The organism is Metabacillus sp. GQ13 (assembly GCF_059758525.1).
The window spans coordinates 1-25,739 of record NZ_JCAXET010000021.1; the positions used below are offsets into that span (position 1 = coordinate 1).

The window sequence follows — 25,739 nt, forward strand, 5'->3', positions numbered from 1 at the left end:
ATGATGTAAAAGAACATCTTGAAACATTATTGAGGAGATACAAACCAAAGGATATATCCCTAAGTTAAGATCACTTATTACCTATCTTAAAGTTTAATTGTGAAATAGTACACTTAAACTTTAGGGTGCGATGCTTCAATAACGAAGGATCGCTTTTTCCTTATTAAAGTAACGTGGCAGGTTACTTGAAGAATAATATGGGTTATTATGGTAATGCGGATGTAAAGGAGGTTGTCTAAATGAAGATAATTATACAAGCATTTATTGGTTCAATTATAATTCATATAATCTATATAGTCGGTATGATGTTGGTCGGTTATATCAAAACAAGAAACTACAAACCAGATATAGCAAGTGCGTGGGATAAAGTAGAGACACTTCAAAGTGAAGTAGATTTTGGTAAAGCTAATTCTCCTTTTCTTTACTTGTTTACTTTTATAGGAGTAACAGTGATTTGCGGAATTGTTATATTTTCTTATAAAAAATTGTTGAACTAACGGGTGCAAGAGTTGAAGAATAAAATGGGTTGCTACGGCAGACTTTTTCTTTATCGTTCTTCAACTATAGAAGCAGGATAATTGAATAAAATTTTAATAATGGAATTCAAAGGTCTTCTTCCTCACTTTATAGAAATATATTATAAGGGTATTTACCTGTAAGAAAGTGAGTGATTACGTTGATAAATGGACATATTTTAGGTCAAGGTAATACAGCTCAGGTTGTTTTGTTAGATGAGAATAGAGTTGCAAAAGTTTTTCACGAACACATTCATTCATCTTACATTAATCAAGAGCTTACAAATAGTCAAAAGGTAATCGAGACTGGCTTATGTGTTCCAAAAGTTTATGGTGAAAGAATTGTACAGGGGAAAAAGGCAATAATATATGAAAAAATTAAGGGTTTTCCATTAACACAAAAATTAGAGGAAAAACCTTGGACTGTAATACGACAAATAAAAATTATGGCAAAATTACAAGCTGATATCCATCAAAAGTCAGGTCTTACTCTTCCATTTCAAAAAAAGTCCTTTGAATGGAAAATTGAAAAGGTTACAGAACTAACAAGCAGAGAACAGAAGACTATAATTGATTATTTACATATGTTACCTGAAGATAATATATTATGTCACGGAGACTTTCACCCAAATAATATTCTGCTATCGGATAAAGGTCCAATAATAATTGATTGGTCGGATGCGACAATCGGAAATCATATGGCAGATTTAGTTAGGACAATATTAATAATAAATTATGGTGGTTTTCCTAAAGAGATTTCACCATTCCATTACAGAATTCATAGGATATTTCGCAGGTTAATGATTTATTATTATCTTCGTTATTATAAAAAGTTTTTACCATATACAACAAAGACATTCAAACAATGGGAACTACCTGTTGCTGCTGCAAGGCTAGCTGAGGATTTATCGGTAGATGAAAAGAAAAAATTATTGTCTCTTGTACGTTTTCATTTGGAGAATATATAATAAAATCAAACGTTCTTCTTTAACTAAAGGCTGCAATACTTCAAGAAGGAGTAAACCATTTTCTTATTAAACGAATGATGCAGGTGTGCGGCCAAGCCTAGGTCGTATCATACAGCGGGTGGGATTGCCGTCGAGCAAGAACTAGCCTTTTACTAGTAGCGAGTCTAGGAGTGCTAAAGGTAACTTTAGTCTTTAAACATAGACAGTTAGGTGACGGGTCGAAAGCCAAATGGTTGAAGGGATTGCGCCCAATAATGTTAGTACTTGGCTCGCGTTATCAAGTTTTTTGAATTCTAAAGCCGTTTTAAAAATAATTTGAAGTATTGGTATGAATGGTTTTTGTCCTTTCAGAGGTTTGACGTTTTCATCACACCTAATAAATCTAAAATAATAAAAAAGATCATTAGGCTACTTATGAATATGGAGAAGTTTACTGAGCAAACATTTCCTTCAATATTTTAAACAAAAGGAGAAATAAAACGTAGAAGATAACAAAATTAAATGAACCTCCACCGAAATAACTAAACCATTGAGCCGGATAACCGAAAAACCAATAATAATCTTCATCGATCCGAATTCCTACTTCAGGAATAAAAGAAACAGCAATTGTAACAATAAAACTGATAATATATAAATTACAAATAAACAACTAAAGATTACTCATACCGTTCTTCTTTTTTGTTTAGCACTAATAAAGATTAAAAAACATACTATCAAAAAAGATAAACAATAGGCTAAAAAATCAAACCAGTTATCCTCTATAATATTATCCAACATCACTATTAAAAATAAAATTGTTGATATGATAAAAAAACTTGTATTATATTTCTCTTGTTTTTGTTTTTGAACCAATAGTATTCCTTCCTTTCTTTTACATCTGACATATGTAAATATTCTATTAAAAAACAGTAAAAAAGGTATATATAATAAAAATCCAAACTTGAACCTACTAATCTATTACATTAAGAAGACGCTTAAACTTTATTTTTGTTTCATAGTTGCCTTAATGGCTAGAACCAAAATTAAATAAATTAAGTGTTGCAATTCTAAAGCTGAATTTTTATTAAACAATAGTGATAATAGAGAGAGTTTTCAAAAGGATGAAGACTTGGTGTGACGTTTTTGTCAAAAAATATGATGACTAGTTTTGTATAGAGTATACATTTGATTCTGTGGGATCTAGTTGAACTAATGTGGCAGATTAATTGAAGAAGGATTCCTAAATTCATTTATAGAATAACAGTTAATGGTAGTAAGTGAAGTGCAAATTTGAGGAGAAGAATTATGGAAATATCATTAATTAGACATGGAAAATCACAACTAACTGAAAATGATAAAATATCTGGTTTGGAATTTAAGAAGTGTATTAAAAGCTATGATTACCTTGGAGTGTTTGAAGAGTCAACATATCCCTCAGCAACCCTTGAAAAAGTTGCAACTGCAAATATTATTATTACGAGTGATTTAAAAAGGGCTGTTAATTCAGCAAGATTATTAAATCCAGTAACAAAAATCATTTCTGACCCTTTATTCCGAGAAACTGAGTTACCCTCTATTTCTTCAAAATTATTTAATGTGAAGTTAAAGCCAAGTATCTGGACGATTGTACTAAGGATATTATGGTTCAGTGGCTATTCATACAAGTGCGAGTCTTTGAATCAAGCAAAATTCAGGGCAAATAAGGCATCACAACAGTTAATTGACTACGCTAATGAATATAAATCAGTGGTATTAGTTGGACACGGTTTTTTTAATATGTTGATTGCTAAAGAGTTACAGAAGAAGGGCATGAAAAGTTCGAGAAAAAGGGATGCAAAGCATTGGAATTGTATGACGTTTTCTCTGTTCAACTAACGGGTTCAAGAGTTGAAGAGTAATATTGATTCCTACGGCAGCCTTTTTTCTTTATGTTCTTCAACTAAAGGGGCAAGTGCAAGGAGATTTACCAATGCATAAGTTCTGATATTTTGAGATAATCAAAAGAAATAAAGACTTTGAAGGTAAGAGGTAAAAGATGAAGAAATATATTTCGTTAAACTTAATTTTGTTTAGTGTATTTTTGGTAGGAACCATACTTACGATATTTATAATATATAAGGATATTGATACTTATATTTCTCTTAAATTTATTATAGGATATGTAATTTATCTTTTTCTATATGGTTTGTTCTCCATCTCACTAGTTATTATGAATACAAGGAAGTTAAATTGGATTCAAATAAGAAAAAGACTTTTTACGTTTATTATTTGGTTTATTTCTTTAAGTGTTGCACACTTTTTTATTTATTATTTTTTTAGACGTTCGCAAATGGATATTTTGGATTTAGGTATTCCTTTTGGAGTATCATTTGGATTGGCTTTTTCTGATTTAATGTCTTGGAAAAAGAAAGTCTAAAATATTATGTTTTTACTTATGAATTCTTTACAGCAATAAAGATTAGTCCCTTTTGGTTCATTAACAACTAATGAAAAAAACTTTTATAACTCCGAAAAATGACATTATCATAGAGATCCATCCCATTCGTTTTAAAAAATAGAGCGAGCCCTAATTAATGGAACTAATTAGTTTTGTATAGAATATACATCTAATTCTGTGGGAGCTTGTTGAACTAACTTGGAGTTTAAGAAGAAATTGTTTATATCAATGAATTCTATTGATAAATAAAGAATATTTAATAAAGGATAAAATTGCGACTTCGGAGATGAAAGTTATAAACTTACAAGCTATTTTCATTGATAGGGATGGAACTATAGGAGGTAGTGATAGAGTTATTTATCCAGGGGATTTTGAACTCTTCCCAGAAGTATTAGAGTCAATTAACCAATTAAGAAAGGCTGGTGTTCTAATTTGTTCTTTTACTAATCAACCTGGAATATCTAAAGGAGAGGCTTCATCCGATTCTTTTTATAATGAACTTAAGGATTTTGGCTTTGACAAAATTTATATCTGTCCTCATCAACATAATGAAGGATGCAATTGTAGAAAACCTTCATCAGGAATGTTAGAAAAGGCTGCTATAGAAAATAATCTAGAATTAGGAAAGTGTGTAGTTATCGGTGATAGGTGGACTGATTTATTAGCTGCAGATGAAGTTGGTTGTAAGAAGATTTTAGTGAAAACGGGAAGTGGGAAAGAAACTTATAACAAGTACATAAATAAACAATTTTATGGTCGTTGGGGTGAAATTAAACCTGACTTTATCGCGGAAGATTTTAATGAAGCTGTTAAATGGATAATTTCAGAAGAGGAATATTACCAATATTTATAATAAAGGACTAGCTTTGCTTATGGATAGCGAGGCTTTTTTCTTTAACGATCGGGGTAGGTGTGCGGCCTAGCCTAGGTCGAGTCCTATAGCGGATGGGATTTCCGTCGAGAAAGAACTAGCCATTCACTCGTAGCAAGTCTAGGAGAGCTAAAGGTAAATTTAAAGGAAGCCAAACGCTTGGTAGGGAGTCGGATAGCAGCGTAGTACCAATGGAGTTGGGTAATGCTGTTAGAGAGAAGGCTATCTACCAGTTATCGCCCTTACTAGAGGCATATTTACTAGTAAAGATAGCAGAATTAGCAATATCTGAACCTAAAAGATTAGCTGTATTTTGTAAATGGCAAGGGGAGAATGCAATCTATCTACCGATGGAAAGAGAGGTTTTCCTTTACTCGACTAGTGGAAAAAGAAATCTCAATTTAAATAAGAAATTACTTGGAAAAATAGTTATAAAGGCTGTGTTGTATATGAAAGTGTCTTTAATTGTTGCGATGGATATAAATAGAGTAATTGGTAAAGAGAACGACATTCCTTGGAGAATTCCGAAAGACTGGGAGTTTGTTAAACATACTACAAAGGGACATCCAATTATTTTAGGTAGAAAGAACATTGAATCAATAGGAAGAGCTTTACCCAAACGAAGGAATATTATCATGACAAGGGATACAGGGTTTTCTTTTAATGATTGTGAAATTCTTCATTCAATAGAAGATGTCTTTGAGTTATGTAAAAACGAAGAAGAGATTTTTATTTTCGGTGGAGAACAAATTTATAAATTATTTTTCCCTTATGTTGAGAAAATGTATATAACAAAAATACATCATGCATTCGAAGGAGATACTTTTTTCCCAGAAGTGAATTATGAGGAATGGTATGAAGTGTCTGCCCAAAGAGGAATTAAGGATGCTCTAAATCCGTATGACTACTATTTTCATGTATATGAAAGAAAAACTTATTTAGATAGCTGGTAGCGATGCTTTATAACAACGAAGCATCGCTTTTTATATTGAACTAAGGTGGCAGTTTAGCATTTCTGTAGATCGTTAAATATCAGGTTTGAAAAAATAGACTCCCTCAGTAAGATACGAGTATAGAGACCACTCTAAACTAAGCCTCTTAAGGAGGAAGCCCTATTATGAATAGTAAAATACAAGACTATCAAAATCAAGTAATAGAAAGAATACCCGATAAACAGCTTATTGTTGGTGTTGAATAGCACAACAGATTCACGTTGCACGAGCTATCAACTACCGTGGAATTATAGTCAGAGAACCTCTGACATTTGAAATTAAAAGTGGAATTCTGAAGACTATTAGACTGCATCCAAATTCTACAAAAGCGAAAGAACTTAAATGCAACAATTGTAGTATGGAACCTACAGGTAATTATTCATTCCTATTATCCGTCATTTTTTTATAAGAGTTATGAAATCCTGCGAATAAGTGAGCATTCAAGAGATAGAGGATCAAACTGAGGGAGTTGAAGAAGGTTTGATAAAAAGTATTGGATGAGATAGGTATTATTAGAGGAGGATCTATTGGTTCTTTATAGAAATAAATTATGTAAATAGAAATGGGGAAATCGTATGAACTATAAAATGAAAGGGCTATCATTACAGAATTTAGAAGAATGTACTGTTCTTTATACATCCGTCTTTAACGGAGATCCTTGGAATGATGGTTGGTTACATAAAGATGTCAAAGAACGACTATCCGAGATAATTCATAATCAACATTACTGGGGTATAGGGTTATTTAGCAAAGATGGTTTTTTAAATGGCTTTTTAATGGGTTATTCTGAAAAATGGTTACAAGATAGACACTTTAATCTTATAGAAATGTGTGTGAATACTGAGTTTCAAAGTAAAGGCGTTGGTTCGAGGTTGATTACCACATTAGAAAGTTATTGTCAGGAAAAAAATATAAAACGTATTACCCTTTTAACAGCAAGAGATGGACAAGCTGAAAATTTTTATAAGAAAAACGGATTCTATGTAAGTCAAAGAATGATGATGATGTCAAAAATTATCGATTAAGTCATATATTATAATACGTCTTCGAACAACAAGTATTTTGCTTCTAAGGAGCGAGGCATATTTCTTATTCGACTAAAGTGGCAGGGGTATTGAATAAGATAATAATTTAAGGTGGTCTTCTTATGTATGGACTAATCGCTTTATTCGATGAATCAACAAAACAATTGATAAAGAATATTTGGAAGGAATTAATGGTAAGGTCTATTTCTTTCTATGCTTATGAAGTGGAAGATAGGAAACCTCATATTACTTTGGCGAGTTATAACAACTTAAATATACCTGATTTCATCGAGCAAATGGATGTAACATATAAAAATCACCCAGTGATTGATATACAGTTTAATACAATTGGCTCTTTTCTTAAATCTGGGACATTGTTTTTTTCCCCTACTGTTACAAAAGACTTAATTGATTTTCACTCAAACCATCATATGGTTTTCGAAAGGTTTAATGATAATCCAATTTCATTGTATCTTCCTGATAATTGGATACCACATTGTACGATAGCTAATAGGTTGTCTCAAGAAAAACTAACCGAGGCATTTAATGATTGTTCAAAAAGACATAGCACTATACTAGGACAGATAGTGGAAGTCGCTTTAATTGATGTATCTGATGAAAGACAAGCACCAATCATATATTCAAAAAGATTTAAAAAATAGTTTTTTACCCTTATTAAGATACTTTGAAAATAAATGTCGTTATATCAAAGAAGACCCCTCCCATTCGTTTTAAAAAAATAGAGCAAGCCCTAATTAATGGCACTATGGGTTGGATTGATTCGCTTATAATCAGTAAGGACAGTTCGATATATTTTCATTCTCTGTGGTGGAGCGACGATATTCCTGCTGCATGATTGGATAAGGGGTGCGCTTGTATATGAAGATTTCAATACAAATATCGGCTTAATGCGATGGAAAGAAGGAGAAGAATTTGAATATTGGATAGGGATGATTCTTCCAAAAGGTACGGTAGTCCCAGAGGGGTACGACTATATCGATTTTACAGATTCTAATTTAGGTGTTTGTTGGGTACATGGAACAGAACCAGAAATATATGGTAAGGAAGAAGAATGTGCTAAAATGCTTTCACAAGAAGGGTATGAAATAGTTACTGATGAAATAGGGGCATGGTGGTTCTTTGAACGGTATGGGTGTCATCGTTTTACTAAACCTGATGAAAGTGGAAAAGTAATTCTAGATATATGTCATTTTGTTAAATAAGTTTATACGCATAAATTGATTTTACTAGTAAAGCGTATAGTCATTTCTATGTAACAAATATTATTCCTTTAATTAAATTATGGGGGTGTTACTTTAAGATCTAGTTACCATAATTGGAGGCAGTTTAGTGGAAGAGAGGAATGACTCCTTAATGTCGCATTTGATAGAAAATCCGACATAAATAAAAACGAACATCGAATATGATGCTCGTTTTGAGTAACCTTAGTCTTCCGTTACGGTTACTGTATTTCCCATTGCGATAGAAATTCTATTCCAACTGTTGGTTTGGTTAATAATAAGAACAAGGTCAATATATTGTTTCTCATTATAATGTTCCCTTACCCGTGTATATAGTTCTTTTGGAACTCCTTTTGTAGGGATTAGAGTGATATGTTCAGATAGTTCGAGAGCAACTTTCTCTTCAGGTGCATAAAAATCACATTCTTGCCAAGCAGGTAAACAGTAAATTCGACTTTCAGTTTCACCCATTTTCCGTGCATCAGATGTATGCATATTCAAGCAATATGCACACCCATTTATTTGAGAAACTCTTATTTTTACAAGTTCTCTAAGTTTTCTATTGACGGAAGAGTTCTTTGTATATTTTTCCATTTGCATCATAATTTCCATTCCTTCTGGGGCTACATTGTAATAGTCAAACCTTTTCATTTTTCCACTCCTTTCCATTTATAACTTAACTATAGATGTTTTTGAACGTATGTGCTAATGAAAAGGGTTGATGGTAATGGATTTTTTAAAATTAGGTTATATCGGAATTCGAACATAATGTGCAAGAAGAGTTTGTCCTGATTTGATTTATATTGCTAAAATGAGAGGGTTGTATAAATGGATTACATTCAACATTTAGGTCAATGGTAGGTAACGAAAAAGGTAATTATGGTTGTTGCGGGTGCATTTATTTTTGATAAAGAAAATCGAGTGCTTATGCAAAAACGTACTGATAATGGTCAATGGGGATTCCCAGGCGGATTTATGGAATTGGGTGAAAGGTGGAAGAGTGAATCTAAAAAAAGGATTCTTTAAAATTGACGAAGATTTTATAGATTCTACTGTACCTTATGAAAAAACAATTCTTTCCTCTAATTAAATAATCTTACTTCATTAACTAGTGTGATATTTCAATAACATCATCGCTATTTCTTCTTCAACTATAGGGCAGTTTAGTTTTTAAAAAGGGAATATAGAATCACAAAGAAATCAGAGGTTAGCAAAGGAGCTTAAAATGGATATTAGGAAACTTACTAAAAGTGAAAAACTTCCGATGGAATTGTTGTTATTGGCTGACCCATCCAAAGAGATTGTTGAGGAATATGTCAATAGAGGGGAATGTTATGTAGCTGAAAGAGAACAGCAAATTGTTGGAGTTTATGTATTACTTCCAACCAGACCAGAGACAGTAGAGCTGGTGAATGTTGCAGTCGTAGAAGAGCAACATGGTAGAGGGATAGGGAAACAGTTGGTAATGGATGCGATTAAGGTAGCAAAGGCAAAAAGCTACAAAACAATTGAAGTTGGAACTGGAAATTCAGGTATAGGGCAACTGGCTCTTTATCAAAAATGTGGTTTTAGAATAATTGGTGTTGATATGGACTTTTTTATTAGGCATTATCCTGAAAAAATTTTTGAGAACGGTATTCAGTGCAGAGATATGGTTCGTTTATCTCAAGAGTTATAGGTTAAAAAAGGGGAGTGTGCCAACTTCCTATGTATATGGGTGTGATATGTCGACTTGCTAAAGATCCTTCAGGTTCTTGTAATAAAACAGTATACCTAAACTTTGAAGTCTTCGTAAGGAATGCCGGCCAAGTTCGAGGAAATGGTGGATATATAGCAGTCGAACCATTTACCGGTACACACGGGAAATGGGAGTTTAAAAACGGATTCCGTTCAGAGAATAAGTATGTTTTAGTTAGTAATGAAAAATGACAGGAAATACATAGTAATTGTAAACATTAACTAAGGTAGATTACTTGGTGAAAAAAGGTAAGCACAATTACTATGCTTACCTTTTTGCTATACTTTGAGGAAGTTACTAAATTGTATTCAACCGTAAAGTTAAACTTGGCGTGTATTTTTAAATCTGTAGCTTTAAGTACCATAGTAATCAATGCTGATAAAGAGCTAATAAGTGAACTCAAATAAGACTAGGATTACTTATTACCTTAAAACAAAATATATCGATTATTTTTTTATTATTTGAGCTCTATCCTCCATTTGTGGTGGTTCCTCAAACCACCCGTTTTTAATCATAATTTTAATACCTTCATCGGCATAGAAGTATATATCCTTGGCTATTAATGCTGTTTTCATGGATACATCCTTTCTTAAACTAAACATTGTGCCGAAGCTACTTCCTACAATTCCGAAACCATTAAGAAGGAAAACACAAAACATCATGAGCTTTTGAGAAAAGGGAGCGACTTTAGAAGTGGTTACAGTGCTTCCAGAAGTAGCAGAAAACTGAGCAACGTTTTCTAGAAGGATGTCAGAAAACACCTTTATTTGTTTCTTAGCTAGCTCTTTTCCTTTCACAAAGTATTGTTTAACCTCTTTATTCTCTGCACATTGTGCAAAGCCGGTAATCAGCTGCATTCCAATATTATTTGTCTCAATTCCATGATGAAGATAACCTAACTCAATATCATTCAATACTCTTTTTTCACTAAATGGATTAAATCCACTCAAATAGCTTTTACTTTCAATAAACTCTTTGGATTTAGGCATCGTTACATTTGGTGGAAGGGTAAGAATTCCTTTTTCAAGTAAATAAAGAGTAGTTAATTTATAAATCTTTTGAGTTACTCTAGTAAGGCCTTCATAAATCATCATAACATCATCACGATACGCCATATTCATATTAATTGTATACATACCCATGCTTACTTCTTTTAAGATACGAAGAAACATAATATCAAACCCATTGTCGTATAAATTAGGTGCTTCTAAGTTAACATCTTCCTTATTAAATCCAGTAGGAATGGCAACTCCTTCACTTATAAAAATTTTTTCAACCTTCTTAACATAATAATGCAGTTCTTGCCATAAACCTCCCATGATGTTCAGAGCTTCTTGATCATCAGATTTTTCTATGAAATATTCTAAAATCCTTAGGATAAGTGTCTTTTCTTGGTATGTAAGCCAGAGTGTTCCTAATTCTGATGAAGTTATAGGGTTTTTATTATCCACAACTATTACCTCCCTTTCCACTTTTGATTAAAGTATGTTTCTAAGGGTAACAAATTATTCAATTCTTAAAATCTTCTTCCAATGAACTAGGTGAAATAATTGAAGAAAGTGAGTAGATTAAAGAACTTTGAGGAAATATACCATATATAATCTTAAAGGAGACTTCATTTATGGTAAAAATCGTTTTATGGGCTTTCTTTTTATTACCGTGGTTTTCGTTATTTTTTTAAAATAATTCTACTATTCGTAGGTATATGCCTGTTGCCTTGTTTGCAACGGTTATAAATACAATTATGTACCAAGTAGCTTGGACCTATGATTGGTGGAAGTATAAAGAAACTCTTTTCTCTTGGGATAGAGTAGCACAAATACATACTGTTTATGGGATTTTTTCAGTTGGAACTATATGGATATTCCGCTTCACATTTCGCCATTTTGCGATTTATTTCGTTGTTAATTTAGTTGTAGATTGTATTTATTCGTTTGGCTTTAGAGATTTATGGAAAAAACTTAAAATTACAACAAGTAGTGGAAACTTGTCACCTTTGGAAGGGATTTTAATAATGACAGTAATCTCCATCACTCTTTACATTTATCAACTCTGGCAAGAAGGACTAATCCGAATTGATAAACATAAAGAAGAATAGATCATTTTTTTCCATAACGAATTTATTAAATTGAAGGTAATGATAAATTAAAATGGGGCACAGCGATATAAAAACCGCAGATTGTAATCTGCGGTTCGGTTACTATTGGTGAAGCGAAATCATGTCTTATTAGTCTATAGATTAATAAGACACACGAAATAGATAATATCGGTTCTATCGTGAGGAAACTGATTGATAAATGCCTTCCTTTGCTAAAATGGAAAGTGCGATCTTAGCAGCAGAACTTCCACCTGCCTGTTCTTCCCCACGAATATGAACGGCAAAGAAAAACGTATTATCTTTCGTTTCTACATAACCGACAAACCAACCTTCAATCAGTTCTCCGTTTATGTCTAAGGTTCCCGTTTTTCCAGATAAACGGCTACCATTTGATTCTTCTAAAAGTAAGGAGTCTTTCACAGTTTGAATAGTAGCTTGTTCAAAGGCGAAATCATTATCATAAAACTTTTTCAACATATCTACCTGTTCAACAGGAGAAATTTTTAGAGATTCATCGAACCAGTAATTCGATAGATCGCCTGATAAATCACCATTTCCATAGTTTATCTGGTCAAAGTAATGATGCAATTTCTTTTTGCCAATTTGCTGATCAAGATGTTGAAAATACCATGTAACAGAGTTTTCCATAGCAGTGAATAAATCTTGATTTTGATTCCATTCTTCATACGGGTGTTGGGTTTCATCCCAAGTCATTTGAGAATGGTTCCTTGTAATAATCCCAGATTCTAATGCAAACAATCCACTGAATATCTTATAAGTGGAAGCAGGGGCGAATCTTGTGGTACTTTCTTCTTGATTATAGATCGTGTACTTGTCTATTTTGGAATCGTAAAGAACAAAACTCCCTGTAAATTCATCAAAAAAGCTATCGTCATTTTTATTCACTACATCGGTAGGAGTAAAAGGATTTATTTCTTTGTTCATAGCCAATACGGATAGAGAGGGAATACTCCCCAAAATGATGGTCAGAACAAGTAGGAATATGAGAGTGCTTTTTATCTTTAGCAGTTGTGGTTCTACTTGGAAATTTGCGATTTTAACAATACGTCTTTTTATCTGTTTGTATGAACTGCTGATTTCGGAAGCTGCAAACAAGGATGATGTCGTTTGCGAAACAGCAGCAAATCTTAAAATCACTTCACCATATTTGAGATGTGACTCCGTATCTAGCGATTTTAAAACAGCATGATCGCAAGAAATCTCCATCTCTGTTTTCATTTCCTTTAAAAAATACCAAACGAGAGGATTAAACCAATAAACCATTCTGAACATACACATGAAATAGTTTACGAGCATATCCCTACGTTTACAATGATACAACTCATGAAGCAAAACATATTTCATTTCGTCATTAGAAAGCATTGAATGATTCTTTGGTATGACAATATATGGTTGGAACAGACCAAAGGTAATCGGTGATTTTATCAATGAGGAATATCCTAAAACGATTCTTTTATGAATTTTTAATTCCTCTTTACATGTAGTGAACAGTGTTGATAATTTGTTATCATCAACAACTTGTAAGCTGTTTTTGATTTTGAAAATTCTCAGATTGCTAGATAAAGTCGCCACTACCATAACAATGATTCCTATTATCCAGACGATGAAAAGGGTAGAATCCATTATTTTAAAAGACGAATGGTCAATGGACATAGAAAAATCTTGTAGCCAATTTATGCTTTGAACCGATTCATTCGTTTTACCTGAAGAATTGATATCCGATAATGTTGAATCGCTTTTGCTTATATTTCGGATCCAGTCAAATAAAGGGTTTGTATTTAGAAAATGCAAAGGAATAAAAGGTACAAACAATGTTAATAAAGATAGCAGACTAATATAATAATTGGTGTTTACAGTTAGTTGAATCTTTAATCCTTTTTTTATAGTTACGACGATACAAAAAATCACAGACAATATGACATTACTAATCAAAAAGAGCGTAAAGAATGAACTGCCCATGTCATTTCCTACTTTCTGTTCTTTCGTTCATCTAAAATTTGATACAATTCGTTAATTTCATGATCTGATAGTTTATCATTTTCCAAAAAGTTTAATACCATAGAGTTGAGCGTACCGTTATAAAATCGGTTTAAAAAACTATTGCTCTCAATTTCTAGATAATCACTTTCAGCTACATTAGCTGTATAAACAAATACACGACCTTCTTTAGAATGATTCAATGCACCTTTTTTAAGTAACCGTAACAACATCGTCTGAATTGTTTTAGGACTCCATTTACTCGTTTTAGCTAACTTTTCAATCACCTCATTGGTGTTGATCGAGGGATGTTTCCAGATTATTTTCATCACTTCTAATTCTGCCTCTGAGATTTGTGGTGTTTTTTTCATATCAACCATCCTAAACTTACATTTGTAATAATTTCATTATATGGTTCGTATTTTAGGAAGTCAATGATTGAAATGATAACAAAAAAAACATTTGACATTAAATACTACACGTGTAATATTTAATATGCTCAGGTAGTTGGAAACGATAAGGTAAAAGTTTATATACGTGAAATCGGTAGTGGCTATTCAATTCGCAACTATTTTTGCCTTGAAATCTTACAGATGTAGTATTTTAAACCCGTTCTGAATATGAGTAAATAAATAGTCATATGAGGGTTAAGCAAATGTGTAAGAGTCGATAAAACATAAATAGTCATCTAAAAATAAAAATGAAACTGTGAAAGTGATCAGTTTTACGAGGAGGTTACATAGTGAAACAGAATAAACTGTATTTCCTATTATTTATCATAGTGAATACTTGCTTGCTTTTTATAGCTGGATGCTCAAACGAGAGTAAACAAGCAGAAACTTTTGAGCGCTACGCTGAATTGTTATCGACACGAGACTATGGTACTTTGTATGCTTTATTATCGAAAGAATCCAAAGAATACATAAGCAAGAAAGACTTTGTGGAAAGGTATACAACTATTTACTCGGGTATTGATGCCAGTAACATAAACATAGAAAAAGAAAAACTGGCTGAAAAAGAGAATGAAAAGAATGTGATTCCATTCTCTATAAAAATGGAAACTGTTGCAGGAAAGGTAAATTTATCAGATTACCAGTTAAAGCTCGTAAAAGAAGAGAAAGAGTGGAAAATCCAATGGGATGAGACATTGATTTTTCCTAGTATGAAAAACGGAGATAAGGTTCGGGTAGCTACTGAAAAAGCAAGAAGAGGCAGTATTCTTGATAGAATTGGCAAACCACTCGCTAAAGATGGTGAAATCAAAACGGTTGGCATAAATCCTGAAGTGTTTGATAAAAGCAATCGAGAAGAGAAAATAACTGAAATGGCAAATTCATTAGATATAAGTGAAGAACATATTAACAAAAAACTAAATGCTAATACAAATCCAAGTTACTTTGTTCCAATTGTCGATATTCTTCCTGAAGATGAAAAATTAAAAATGTTAGATGAGAGGGGTGATGATGGTATTTTCGTAAACAGGAAAGAATCAAGGGAATATATCAATCATGAAGCTTTCGGTAGGCTTATTGGATACGTAGGAAGTATTACAGCAGAGGAATTGGAAAAGAACAAAAACAAAGGATATAGTACGACTTCACTTATTGGTAAAGCAGGTCTTGAGCAAGTATACGAAGAGACTCTAAGAGGAATGGGTGGAGTGGAAATTTATGTTGAAAGAGATGGAGAAAAGATTGATACCATTGCAAAGCTTGAACCACAAAATGGTCAGGATATTAAGTTGTCAATAGACTCTGATTTGCAAACGTATATTTATGATGAGATGAAAGGTGAGAAAGGGTCAGCCGCTGCTGTTCATCCACAAACAGGTGAAATTCTTGCACTTGTGAGTTCACCTTCTTATCATTCGAATCGCTACACAACATATGTGACTCGGGAAGAACAACAAAATCGGGAAGAAACTCAGTTTGCTGACGAAGCAAACAGATTTAGTAGATTATACTCACCGGGTTCTGTTTTTAAATTAATAACTGCTGCAACTGGACTTGAAAAAGGAACAATTGATCCAGAGCAGCAAATTGCCATCAATAATCGTTCATGGCAAAAAGATCATTCTTGGGGGAACTACAGAATTACTCGGGTGAATGATCAAACATCAATCAACTTAAAACGTGCAGTAAAATACTCGGATAATATCTATTTTGCCATGAGTGCACTTGATTTGGGGAGTGCTGATTTAGATGCTGGAGCGAGAAAATTTGGAATTGGAGAAGAATTAAAAGTTGGTTATCCGTTAAGCACTAGCCAAATCTCCAATGATGGAAAAATTGATAGTGAAATTCTTCTTGCTGATTCAGGATATGGACAAGGAGAAATCATGGTTACCTCCTTAAATATGGCTCTTGCTTATAGTGCATTATCAAATGATGGAGATATTATGGAACCATCACTTCTTCAAACAGAAGATCAAACTGTAAAGGTTTGGAAAAAAGAAGCCATTCAATCTGAACATCTACCTACATTACAAAGTGCGTTTAGTGCTGTCATTCATGAAGAAGGTGGAACAGCAACATCTTCACAAATCTCAGGGGTTCGATTAGCTGGAAAAACAGGGACTGCTGAAATAAAAGTATCTCAAGATGATGAAGATGGAAGTGAAAATGGTTGGTTCATTGCAACAGACCTAGATACCTCTAAAATAAGTCTAGCCATCGTGCTAGAGGATGTGAAAGACAAAGGTGGCAGTAGTGCGGCTGTACCAATTGGCAAAAATGCATTGTCGGATTACTTACAAAAAATAGGGGTTATTTCTGTTGGAGAATAATCGAAAGCGTAGATGAAAAGTTTACTATTTTAGAATGTAGTAAGCTCCTAGAAATGGATCATCTGTCAAAGGTGTATCGATATTCAATTCTGGGGAAGGATTAACACGAAATCTTACAAGTGTAATTTTAAGGGGGTTACCTATGATAGTAAAAATGTAGAACTATAGCAGGAAACGTAAATTGTTCTGACCATCAGTTACTGTTCAATAAGGAAGTGAACTATTTTAGTGAAAAGAAAGGAGGAGACAGTTTTGACAGAACTAAACACAATTACATCTGATCAGCGCAAACTTAGAAAATTAAGATATGTTCGGATTAATGTTTTCTTTTTCCTTGTCTTTTTACTATTCGTTGCCCTTATTGTCCGATTAGGAATGGTTCAGATTGTACAAGGAGAAGAGTTCTCAAAAGAAGTTTCAAAAACTGAAGCTGATTATGCAAGCTTTCCAGCACCAAGAGGGAAAATGTATGACCGTTATAACCGAGTAGTTGTCGATAACAAGAGTGTACCAGCAATTACATATACAGTTGATAAGACAACTAAAACAGATGAGAAGATCCTAACTGCCAAAAAGCTTGCAGAGTTTATCCATTTTGATTCTGAGTTTTTAAAGGAAGAGCTGAAGGTTCGTGATATAAAAGATTATTGGTTGGCCTCAAATGCTGAAGAGTCTAAGAAACTACTTTCTAAAAAGGAGTTAGCATTAGAGCCTGCTAAAACATATAAACTACAGATTGATCGTGTTCCAACACAGGAGATAGAAGCCATTAAAGCAAGTCCGGCACAGCAAGAACTTGCCTATCTTTACACACGTTTTTCTTCTGGTTATCAATATGAACCACAGATTGTCAAATCAACAAATTTAACAGAAACGGAAGTTGCTACTGTTGCTGAGCATTTAGAGGAATTACCAGGAGTAGACATTATCACTGATTGGGACCGTTCGTATCCATATCAAAAACATTTAAAAACAATTTTTGGCGGAATAACCTCACCTGAACAAGGCATTCTTCAATCACGAGAGGACTTTTATACCGCAAGAGGTTATGCACGAAACGAAAGAGTCGGAAAAAGTTATTTGGAGTACCAGTATGAGGATTACTTAAATCCTCGTAAAGCGAAAGTAGAATATATTTCTGATAACAGTGGTAAGATTGTCTCTGAAAAAGTGATTGATGAGGGTCAAAGAGGCTATGACTTAAAGCTTTCATTTGATATGGAGCTTCAAATGAAAGTGGAAGAGATTGTAGAGGAAGAGTTGCGTAAAGCTAGTAGAAACCACTTTTTAATGGATCGTGCGTTTGTCGTCATGATGGATCCTAATCAAGGTGATGTATTAGCGATGGTTGGTAAGCAGCTTGACCCGGAAAACCGTAATAAAATCCTCGATTATGGATATGGCGCATTTACAACACAGTATGAAGCGGGTTCGACTGTAAAAGGTGCAACTGTTCTTGCAGGTTATCAAGATGGAATGCCACATGGTCAAACTTATTATGATTCACCGATTTATTTAAAAGGAACACCGGAAAAGAAGTCATATAGTGCATATCCTTTGGGTCTTATGACTGATTTGAACGCATTAAAATTATCATCAAACGTCTATATGTTTTATGTTGCGATGAAGATTGCAGACATCACTTATATTAAAGATGGGCCATTTCATGCAACTTCAGAGGATTTCCAGAAGCTACGAAACTATTTTGCTCAGTTTGGTTTGGGAGTTCCAACAGGGATTGATTTAGCACAGGAGTCATCTGGATTGCAGAATCCACCTGATGAGGCAGGGAAGCTACTAGATATTTCAATTGGTCAATTTGATACTTACACACCATTACAATTGGCACAATATGTTTCTGTGATAGCGAATGGTGGATCACGGATCCAACCAAGGATTGTAACAAGTATACATATACCTGATGAAGATTCTGAGCTTGGACCAATTGTTGTGGATAAGGAACCAAACGTATTAAATAAAGTAAATAACTCAACAAGTGATCTAGAGCGAGTTCAAGATGGATTTAAGCTTGTTGTTACTTCTGGGACAGCCAAAGGGAAATTTTCACATGATGTTGCTGGTAAAACGGGAACCTCAGAAACAGCTTATTATGGAATCAAACGCGAGTATTGGGGCAAGGAAACAAATAATTTAAGCTTCGTAGGTTATTATCCTTCAGAAAATCCAGAGGTAGCATTTAGTGTCGTTGTCCCATGGCTTAGTAATGATGGTGATCCAATAAATAAGCATATTGCTAATAGAATAGTAGAAGCATATGTGAGTTTACAAAAGAAATATGTAACAACTACCGATATTTCAAAGCAATAAATAGTAAGAGTAATGAATTTTATTACTAAATATCTAATTGGGTTAAAAATACATTTTTTCCGAAAGAGGTTATTTATATGAAAACAACTAACACATTGTTCACTACTTTTAAATTTAAAAAACTTGTACCGGTACTTCTTCTCTCATTTGTAACGCTAGTCGGTTGTTCAGGTGAAAACAGTCAAGCTGCTCAATCTAAACCAAAAAATCAAGAAACCAAAATGACAGCCGATTTTGCCAAACTTGAGGAGGAATATGATGCTAGACTTGGCGTCTTTGCACTAGACACAGGTACAAACCAAACGGTAGAATATCGTTCAGATGAGCGTTTTGCATATGCATCTACTCATAAAGCTTTAGCTGTAGGTGTATTGTTACAACAAAAGTCAATAGAAGATCTTAACGAAAGAATTACCTACACGAGTGAAGATCTTGTCAATTATAATCCGATCACAGAAAAGCATATCGAAACAGGAATGACACTTAAGGAGCTTAGCGATGCGTCACTTAGATATAGTGACAATACTGCTGATAACCTCATATTTGAGCAAATAGGTGGACCTGCTGGGCTTAAAAAATCTCTTAGGGAGATTGGTGATCAAATTACCAATCCTGTGCGAATTGAGCCAGCGTTAAACGAAGTAGAACCAGGAGAAACTCATGATACTAGCACACCAAAAGCGCTTGCTACGAGCCTCCAGGCCTTCACAATTGGAGACATACTACCACTAGAAAAACGAACGTTGTTAATCGATTGGCTTAAAAGAAACACCACCGGAGATGCATTAATTCGTGCGGGTGTACCAGAAGGTTGGGAAGTTGGCGATAAAACTGGATCAGCATCATATGGTACTCGAAATGACATTGCGATCATTTGGCCACCGAGTGGAGACCCAATTGTGCTTGCCATCCTTTCTAGTCGCGGTATAAAGGACGCTGCTCATAACGACAAGCTTATTGCAGAGGCAACAGAGGAAGTTATCGAAATACTTAATGGTGACCACAAGTAGGAGGATATCGTATTAAAAAAGTTACCTACTTTAAAGTAATAGAAATCAAAACCCTTGATTGGCGATTATGCCTTTCAAGGGTTTAATTGTTTATAAGGCCTAGTTTCGCTACTCCAAATTATTTAGAAATATTCAAAAATACATTTAGTTGCAGTTTGGTGATAATAGTAGTTTTTTAATTTCGAAATTAGTATTTGAGAATAAATCTAAAATAACTTATTAGATTTCCTTTTCCAGGTCAATATTCTATGAGAAAATGATATAAAAATGGTAGAAATCTACTTATAAGGAGTTATTTATTTTGGCAAATTTAAAATTTGAAATTAAAGAAAAGCTAGGAACTATTTCGGAGGGAGCAAAAGGGTGGAAGAAGGAACTCAATCTGATTAGTTGGAATGATCGTGATCCAAAATATGATTTACGTGATTGGGATCAGGCAAATGAAAAAATGGGAAAAGGTGTAACTCTTTCAAGGGAAGAGTTAGTTCAATTAAAGAAAATCTTAAATGGAATGGATTTATAGAGTTATTGAGTCATCTTTATCCATATATAAATAGTTGAGAGCAGTCTGAAACAGCTTGATAAAAAATCCTGTTTAACGCAAAAATTGCTCCAACGTTATTAATTGTTGGAGCAATTTAAATTAGTTAATTATTGTGCATTTGCTTCTTCATGTGGGCGTTTATTTCCTTTATAGATAAAATAAAGAGCAACGATCATAAATAGCAATGCAAACCAACGTTTCATATCAAGAGGGATAACCAAACTATTAAACCAGCCAAAGTGGTCAATTACGACCCCAATAACTAGTTGTCCGATGATAACAGTAATACTAGTTGCAATAACACCAATTTTTGTAACTGCAAAGACGTTAAAGAGTAAGAATAGCACTCCTAAAAATACCGCACTTAATTGCCAAACCGGTACCTTTAAGATGGCAAATATATCACCTTGACCAAAGAAGAGAATAACGATAGCTAAAAACATAGTGCCAGTTATAAAGGTTAAAAATGTCGTTTCAATTGTTCCTGCCTTACGACTAAATGTACCATTAATAGCAGATTGTGCGCTCAATGTGATACCGCCAAGTAAAGTGAATAGAATCATAAATATACCCATCTTTAAGACCTCCTAGTTAACTAAAATAAGTGCTATAATCATTGAAATAACAGCAAATATCTTTTCTTTATTAATTCTCGCTTTTTTACTCCCGAGCCAACCATAATGTTCTATAACCATACTCATGGCTAATTGACCAATAATGACAGCAACCATAGTTATACCAACACCGACAAATGGAACACTAATTACTATTGCTGTTAAATACACAACTCCTAAAGCACCTCCAAGGAGTGTCCACTTCGGTGCTTCAACCACATGTGAAATCTTGCCTTTACCAAAAAATAACCATAGTAAACCAAGAATAATTGCGCCCATAAAAAAATTATAAAAACTGGTTTCCAGCTGACCTATTGTTTTACCTAGTTCACCATAAATAGCTCCTTCAAAACTAAGGGCTACTCCTGCTAATAAAGCAAATATATATGCAATATAACGCATCATTTAAATACTCCTAACATTTTATATTTATATATCTAGAATTATCGATATAACAAAAGAAAAAATAACGAAAATCATGATAACTAGATTTCCGTTTTAAAATATTCACCAATCTGACGAATGACTTCCTCATCTCTTCTATAATAAGTCCACTTACCATAACGAACAGATTCGAGCAATCCGGCTTTCTGCATCAAATTTAAGTAGTGGGACACCGTAGATTGAGAAGTTTTAGCTTTTTCTTGTATATCCCCAACACATACTCCACCTTTATAACTAACCTCCTTTGGCAGGTGAGCACCTTGTTTAGGGAAGTGCTTCTCCGGTTCTTTTAACCACAGTAAGATGTTAAGCCGAGTTTCATTAGATAATGCTTTAAATACATCGATAGGTTCCATAAGGATATTATATCGAATTTTCTCGATATGTCAAATTTAAATGAAAGAACAAAATATAATTATAAACCTTTCGTGCTATTCCAATTATTTAAATGAGTTTGTGAAGAGGTGTACTTAAACTAAAAGAAATGGTGCTTTAGTAAAAGAATGATTACTGATATGATCAAACTTTATTTTAAACCTACAACAAAAGATCCTTTGATGAAGTAACGAAAGCATAATTTCTCACTTACAACACCGAGAAATTATGCTTTTTTATGTTTGGGCTTCATAAACATTTTATAAATGAATGAATTATTCAACATGAATATTTTCTCCTGAGAGGGAAAAGATACAAAAAAAGTAACCGTGGAGGAAAACAACATGAATGATAAACCTAAAATGAGTTCAACTGAACTCGGTGCATTATGGATGACATATCAAAAAAAACAATGATTTTGCGCATGCTGGAGTACTTTATTGAGAAAGCAGATGATGAAAGAGCCAAAAATCTCATGTCAGGTTTATGGCAACAACTTCAACCAAAGGTTATCGAACTAAAGGCTATGCTTGAAAATGAAGGAGCAGCATGTCCAAAAGGATTCACTAAAGAAGATGTTAATCTGGAAGCACCAAAGTTATGGGGAAATGGGTTTGATATTATGTTCAGTCGAGTATTAAAGGAAATCAGTACAGGAATGTATGTAGTTCATATGACTACCTCTTATCGTGAGGATATTATAATATTTTATAACCAACTTACTGCCATCACGCAGTCCTATTATAATCAATTTACACAATATCTTCTTGAAAAATCGCTTCTACCTCGCCCTACATATGTCACCATGCCAAAGTCGATTGATTATATAACTGACAAGAAATACATGAAAGGTACTAATATTTTGGGGCATAAACGACCAATAAATACTGTTGAGTTTGGATTATTATATCATGCGATTGAAACCAATATTACCGGTATGCAATTAATGGGTGGCTTTGCTCAATGTTCCAAGGATGAAGAAGTGAAAAAATATTTCACAAAGGGAAAAGAGCTTTCGAAAGAAAATTTAAGAACAGATGGGGACATCCTTCTGCAAAATAATATTCAACCACCTGCCACAACGATAGGCACGGTTACTAGTTCAACCATAGCCCCATTTTCTGAAAAGCTGATGATGTTTTGTACATATCTTTTGGGTGGTTTTAGTCTTGGAGGTCAAGGATTTAGCTCCGGTTTCAATCTGCGCAATGCAAAATTAGGGGTACAGGCTAAAGATGTACTAGAATACACACGAGAAGGTGCTATGCTCATGATAGCTAATGGATGGCTTGAGGAACCACCGAAAATGGATCTTTAAATTTTTTACTCTATGGAAAAATAAATTTTGGTGCAATGGTGTAATCCTTGGGAATTTTTGAGAAACCTCTTCTTCATTATAATTTGGATGATAAAGTAGCTAATAGCATTTTTCCACGTTTCCTAATCTATATATACAAAATTGAAGAGGGATTGATAATTCTGTGAAACATGATATACATACAGTGAAAGGAGTAATTAATGGAGACGAGTAACCGCCTGATAACTTAGATCCTATTGGAAGTTAGTGCAGGCATTTTGTCACTACGCTTGGAAGATTCTATGGGTAAGATAAGATTTAGCCAGAATTGAGTCTTACTCAGCTAAAGTACTCTCCATACCTTTTAATAAGTTCACCACACACACTTTCTTCATTAAATCGTTCCTTTTGTTATAAACCGTTCACGAGTATGTAAATAATAATCCTTTTGAATATTTTTGATTTTTTCATATTCTTTTAAGACGATTGCATCGTAGATTTGGGAATTTACTAGGTTGGCAGAATAGTGCTTTTCCTGAGGACTTAATTTCCAATTTACGATGCCAAGTCGTAACGTCTTGTCGCGAAAGGAGTCGTATGTCTTCAACATCATTTGATTATTCGATGTTTCAATCAAACAACGTCCAAATAAGATGGATTGCTGGACATATTCAATATAATTGTCGTCTTCGCTTGCCTTAAGTTGATTTTTTAGATGCAATTGAAGTTTATCTAAATTAAAAGAGGCAACCCCATTTGCTGCCAATTCAGCAGCGTAACCATTCATACAATGATTCAATTCCATTATTTCAAACATCTCTCTGTAGGTAATTTCCTTTACAAAAATTCCGCGGTTTTTCACTGTAACAATAAAACCTTCTGAGTCCAATCGATGTAAAGCATCTCGTATCGGTGTTCTGCTCATTTCTAATTCCTTAGAAAGTCCGTTTTCTGATAGAACCTCACCTGGTAGATAGTCACCAAATATGATTCTCTTACGAATTTCTTGATAAGCTTTATTAGCTAATGATATAGAGGGCATACGTTGTTTTCCTTTCCACAAATTTGAAAATGATTCAATTTAGTCGTAATGAAAATAAAAATTAGTTCTCTAGATCTATTAAGAACTTTAATCTACCACGTAAATGGTATGAAAAACTTTAAATGAATCATCTATTGAAATCTTACCACTATTTTAGTTGTACACAAGTTGTATTTCAAAAGAAAACTATATGTGAGAGAAAATTTTACAATTTTAGTCATTTAATACGATGACCTCAGATTCCTATTTTACGTTTTATTAATAAAGATTTACATAGCTACTATATTTCCTTAATAATCCGTTTGTATATTAGTTGTATACAAGCTGAATACCGATGAAGGAGATAATGAATCTCTATCGATTTTAAGGTGGTGATCGTAAAAGCAATCAGATGCTTTACAAGCTGATATGAACTTTTTAATAGATTTTACATCTTGCTAGCAATGGTGTTTAGGACAGGCAAGGAAAGAAAAGGAATTTAGCTTATTAGAAAAGGAGACTACTAATATCATGAATAAATTATCAACATTCTTTTTAACGATAGGACTTGTATCCACTCTTACAGCGTGTGGGAATGAAGGGAGTGTAAAAACGTCCGCTTCTTCTGATACAGGAAACAATGTATGGCCGAAAGAAATTTCTTTGGTACAAATGCCAAATGAAAACAACCCAAAAGCAGCTTCCATGCATACTTCGTTACGAGAACACCTATCGGAGGAATTAGGAGTTGAAGTGAAAGAATACGAAGGTGGCAGTTACGCAGTAGGTATAGAAGCACTTGCCAGTGGGAACTTAGATATTATGCTTGCTAGTCCAATGAGCTATTATCAAGCAAACAAGCTAGCAGGAGCGGAATTATTGGTTACACCTCAATCAGAAAAAAATAACTACTATACTGCCTTTATCACTCAAGGAGATAATGAGGATATTAACAATATGGAAGATTTAAAAGGAAAGAACTTTGCGTTTGTTAATGCAGCTTCTTCTTCAGGCTATCTTTATCCAAAGGGAACTTTGGTTCAAGAGTTTGACTTAGATCCAGAATTAGTCGAGCAGTCAGACTATTTTTTTGAAAATGTTACATTTTCTGAATCCCATCCAAATAGTGTCATGGGTGTGAAAATGGGTGATTTCGACGCAGCGGCAGCGGCTGCTAGTCAGATTGATAGTATGATTGAAGCGGGTACCATTAAGGAAGATGACATTAAAGTTATCGGACGTACAAAGGACATCCCTGATGCTACTTATATTGTACGCGAAGATTTACCTGAAGATTTTAAAAAGGTCTTAAGGGAAGCCTTTGTATCATTTGAAGATGAAGCTTACTTTGAAGCCGTCCATGAGGATCCAGAGGCTCGTTTTGTAGCTACGGAACCAGATTATTATGATCTAGCGATCGAAGTGCTTGCTGCCATTAATGCTTTGGAGGAAGAATAAA

Annotated in this window: 28 protein-coding genes and 1 pseudogene; 20 read left to right on the forward strand and 9 right to left on the reverse strand. The window is 33.8% G+C overall.

All coding sequences use genetic code 11. The annotated features are described in order from the left end of the window. Positions 1-239 precede the first annotated feature (239 nt). Positions 240-497 carry a hypothetical protein gene (locus AC6CHR_RS21420; protein WP_498251062.1) on the forward strand — a complete coding sequence of 86 codons (258 nt, stop codon included), beginning with the start codon at positions 240-242 and terminating at the stop codon, positions 495-497. Between the two features lie 179 nt (positions 498-676). Beyond that, positions 677-1,483, forward strand: a complete 807-nt coding sequence (locus tag AC6CHR_RS21425) for an aminoglycoside phosphotransferase family protein (RefSeq protein ID WP_498251063.1) — start codon at positions 677-679, stop codon at positions 1,481-1,483. A gap of 430 nt (positions 1,484-1,913) precedes the next feature. Here the strand turns inward: AC6CHR_RS21425 and AC6CHR_RS21430 are convergent, their stop codons facing one another. Then, positions 1,914-2,132: a hypothetical protein gene (locus AC6CHR_RS21430; protein WP_498251064.1), complete on the reverse strand. Its 219-nt coding sequence runs from the start codon at positions 2,130-2,132 to the stop codon at positions 1,914-1,916. A 635-nt stretch (positions 2,133-2,767) separates the two neighbouring features. Between AC6CHR_RS21430 and AC6CHR_RS21435 the strand changes: the two genes are divergently transcribed. From AC6CHR_RS21435 to AC6CHR_RS21470, 8 genes and pseudogenes are all read left to right on the forward strand, one after another. Then, on the forward strand, positions 2,768-3,337 hold the full coding sequence (locus AC6CHR_RS21435; RefSeq protein WP_498251065.1) for a histidine phosphatase family protein: 570 nt from the start codon (positions 2,768-2,770) through the stop codon (positions 3,335-3,337). A gap of 160 nt (positions 3,338-3,497) precedes the next feature. Next, positions 3,498-3,878, forward strand: a complete 381-nt coding sequence (locus AC6CHR_RS21440) for a hypothetical protein (protein ID WP_498251067.1) — start codon at positions 3,498-3,500, stop codon at positions 3,876-3,878. Positions 3,879-4,185: 307 nt separating this feature from the next. Further along, positions 4,186-4,752, forward strand: coding sequence for an HAD-IIIA family hydrolase (locus tag AC6CHR_RS21445; RefSeq protein ID WP_498251154.1), 567 nt, complete (start codon positions 4,186-4,188; stop codon positions 4,750-4,752). Positions 4,753-5,219: 467 nt separating this feature from the next. Then, entirely contained in the window at positions 5,220-5,723 is a 504-nt protein-coding gene (gene dfr, locus AC6CHR_RS21450; RefSeq protein WP_498251155.1) for a DfrD/DfrG/DfrK family trimethoprim-resistant dihydrofolate reductase, read from the forward strand. 164 nt (positions 5,724-5,887) lie between these two features. After that, positions 5,888-6,043 (forward strand): annotated as a pseudogene (locus tag AC6CHR_RS21455) (IS110 family RNA-guided transposase); the annotation flags it as partial. Positions 6,044-6,337: 294 nt separating this feature from the next. After that, positions 6,338-6,787 (forward strand): GNAT family N-acetyltransferase, encoded by a 450-nt coding sequence (locus AC6CHR_RS21460; protein WP_498251068.1) that lies wholly within the window; start codon positions 6,338-6,340, stop codon positions 6,785-6,787. Between the two features lie 122 nt (positions 6,788-6,909). Beyond that, positions 6,910-7,449: a 2'-5' RNA ligase family protein gene (locus AC6CHR_RS21465; protein WP_498251069.1), complete on the forward strand. Its 540-nt coding sequence runs from the start codon at positions 6,910-6,912 to the stop codon at positions 7,447-7,449. A 246-nt stretch (positions 7,450-7,695) separates the two neighbouring features. Continuing rightward, a complete protein-coding gene (locus tag AC6CHR_RS21470; protein ID WP_498251071.1) occupies positions 7,696-8,010 on the forward strand; it encodes a hypothetical protein in 315 nt (104 codons plus the stop codon). A gap of 222 nt (positions 8,011-8,232) precedes the next feature. Here AC6CHR_RS21470 and AC6CHR_RS21475 read toward each other — a convergent pair whose 3' ends face one another. Continuing rightward, positions 8,233-8,679, reverse strand: coding sequence for a carboxymuconolactone decarboxylase family protein (locus AC6CHR_RS21475; protein WP_498251072.1), 447 nt, complete (start codon positions 8,677-8,679; stop codon positions 8,233-8,235). Positions 8,680-8,907: 228 nt separating this feature from the next. Between AC6CHR_RS21475 and AC6CHR_RS21480 the strand changes: the two genes are divergently transcribed. The 3 genes from AC6CHR_RS21480 to AC6CHR_RS21490 all read left to right on the forward strand — a co-directional run bounded on the left by AC6CHR_RS21480 (position 8,908) and on the right by AC6CHR_RS21490 (position 9,957). Then, positions 8,908-9,054 carry an NUDIX domain-containing protein gene (locus AC6CHR_RS21480; RefSeq protein WP_498251073.1) on the forward strand — a complete coding sequence of 49 codons (147 nt, stop codon included), beginning with the start codon at positions 8,908-8,910 and terminating at the stop codon, positions 9,052-9,054. Positions 9,055-9,253: 199 nt separating this feature from the next. Further along, a complete protein-coding gene (locus tag AC6CHR_RS21485) occupies positions 9,254-9,706 on the forward strand; it encodes a GNAT family N-acetyltransferase (RefSeq protein WP_498251074.1) in 453 nt (150 codons plus the stop codon). 35 nt (positions 9,707-9,741) lie between these two features. Continuing rightward, positions 9,742-9,957, forward strand: a complete 216-nt coding sequence (locus tag AC6CHR_RS21490) for a hypothetical protein (protein WP_498251075.1) — start codon at positions 9,742-9,744, stop codon at positions 9,955-9,957. A gap of 255 nt (positions 9,958-10,212) precedes the next feature. Here the strand turns inward: AC6CHR_RS21490 and AC6CHR_RS21495 are convergent, their stop codons facing one another. After that, positions 10,213-11,217 carry a DUF3231 family protein gene (locus AC6CHR_RS21495; RefSeq protein ID WP_498251077.1) on the reverse strand — a complete coding sequence of 335 codons (1,005 nt, stop codon included), beginning with the start codon at positions 11,215-11,217 and terminating at the stop codon, positions 10,213-10,215. Positions 11,218-11,471: 254 nt separating this feature from the next. Here AC6CHR_RS21495 and AC6CHR_RS21500 point away from each other — a divergent pair, with 254 nt between their 5' ends. Continuing rightward, positions 11,472-11,864, forward strand: coding sequence for a hypothetical protein (locus AC6CHR_RS21500; protein ID WP_498251078.1), 393 nt, complete (start codon positions 11,472-11,474; stop codon positions 11,862-11,864). Between the two features lie 174 nt (positions 11,865-12,038). On the opposite strand, the gene AC6CHR_RS21505 is transcribed toward AC6CHR_RS21500, so the two are convergent. Further along, on the reverse strand, positions 12,039-13,844 hold the full coding sequence (locus AC6CHR_RS21505; RefSeq protein ID WP_498251079.1) for a BlaR1 family beta-lactam sensor/signal transducer: 1,806 nt from the start codon (positions 13,842-13,844) through the stop codon (positions 12,039-12,041). Positions 13,845-13,852: 8 nt separating this feature from the next. Beyond that, on the reverse strand, positions 13,853-14,233 hold the full coding sequence (locus tag AC6CHR_RS21510; RefSeq protein WP_498251081.1) for a BlaI/MecI/CopY family transcriptional regulator: 381 nt from the start codon (positions 14,231-14,233) through the stop codon (positions 13,853-13,855). Between the two features lie 371 nt (positions 14,234-14,604). Between AC6CHR_RS21510 and AC6CHR_RS21515 the strand changes: the two genes are divergently transcribed. From AC6CHR_RS21515 to AC6CHR_RS21530, 4 genes are all read left to right on the forward strand, one after another. Next, entirely contained in the window at positions 14,605-16,647 is a 2,043-nt protein-coding gene (locus tag AC6CHR_RS21515; protein ID WP_498251083.1) for a penicillin-binding transpeptidase domain-containing protein, read from the forward strand. A 252-nt stretch (positions 16,648-16,899) separates the two neighbouring features. Continuing rightward, positions 16,900-18,975, forward strand: a complete 2,076-nt coding sequence (locus tag AC6CHR_RS21520) for a peptidoglycan D,D-transpeptidase FtsI family protein (protein WP_498251085.1) — start codon at positions 16,900-16,902, stop codon at positions 18,973-18,975. A 77-nt stretch (positions 18,976-19,052) separates the two neighbouring features. Then, positions 19,053-19,985, forward strand: a complete 933-nt coding sequence (gene bla / locus AC6CHR_RS21525; RefSeq protein ID WP_498251087.1) for a class A beta-lactamase — start codon at positions 19,053-19,055, stop codon at positions 19,983-19,985. A gap of 301 nt (positions 19,986-20,286) precedes the next feature. Next, positions 20,287-20,508: a YdbC family protein gene (locus AC6CHR_RS21530; RefSeq protein ID WP_498251088.1), complete on the forward strand. Its 222-nt coding sequence runs from the start codon at positions 20,287-20,289 to the stop codon at positions 20,506-20,508. A 128-nt stretch (positions 20,509-20,636) separates the two neighbouring features. On the opposite strand, the gene AC6CHR_RS21535 is transcribed toward AC6CHR_RS21530, so the two are convergent. From AC6CHR_RS21535 to AC6CHR_RS21545, 3 genes are all read right to left on the reverse strand, one after another. Beyond that, the gene (locus AC6CHR_RS21535; RefSeq protein ID WP_498251089.1) at positions 20,637-21,104 is read right to left on the reverse strand and encodes a DMT family transporter; all 468 of its coding nucleotides are present in this window, start codon (positions 21,102-21,104) and stop codon (positions 20,637-20,639) included. A gap of 12 nt (positions 21,105-21,116) precedes the next feature. After that, on the reverse strand, positions 21,117-21,545 hold the full coding sequence (locus AC6CHR_RS21540) for a DMT family transporter (protein WP_498251156.1): 429 nt from the start codon (positions 21,543-21,545) through the stop codon (positions 21,117-21,119). A gap of 83 nt (positions 21,546-21,628) precedes the next feature. Then, complete coding sequence (locus AC6CHR_RS21545) at positions 21,629-21,943, reverse strand: ArsR/SmtB family transcription factor (RefSeq protein ID WP_498251091.1); 315 nt, start codon at positions 21,941-21,943, stop codon at positions 21,629-21,631. 407 nt (positions 21,944-22,350) lie between these two features. Between AC6CHR_RS21545 and AC6CHR_RS21550 the strand changes: the two genes are divergently transcribed. Further along, positions 22,351-23,280, forward strand: coding sequence for a DUF3231 family protein (locus tag AC6CHR_RS21550; RefSeq protein WP_498251093.1), 930 nt, complete (start codon positions 22,351-22,353; stop codon positions 23,278-23,280). A gap of 373 nt (positions 23,281-23,653) precedes the next feature. On the opposite strand, the gene AC6CHR_RS21555 is transcribed toward AC6CHR_RS21550, so the two are convergent. Then, positions 23,654-24,301 (reverse strand): GntR family transcriptional regulator, encoded by a 648-nt coding sequence (locus tag AC6CHR_RS21555; RefSeq protein WP_498251094.1) that lies wholly within the window; start codon positions 24,299-24,301, stop codon positions 23,654-23,656. Between the two features lie 510 nt (positions 24,302-24,811). Between AC6CHR_RS21555 and AC6CHR_RS21560 the strand changes: the two genes are divergently transcribed. After that, a complete protein-coding gene (locus AC6CHR_RS21560) occupies positions 24,812-25,738 on the forward strand; it encodes a phosphate/phosphite/phosphonate ABC transporter substrate-binding protein (RefSeq protein ID WP_498251096.1) in 927 nt (308 codons plus the stop codon). Position 25,739 lies beyond the last annotated feature (1 nt).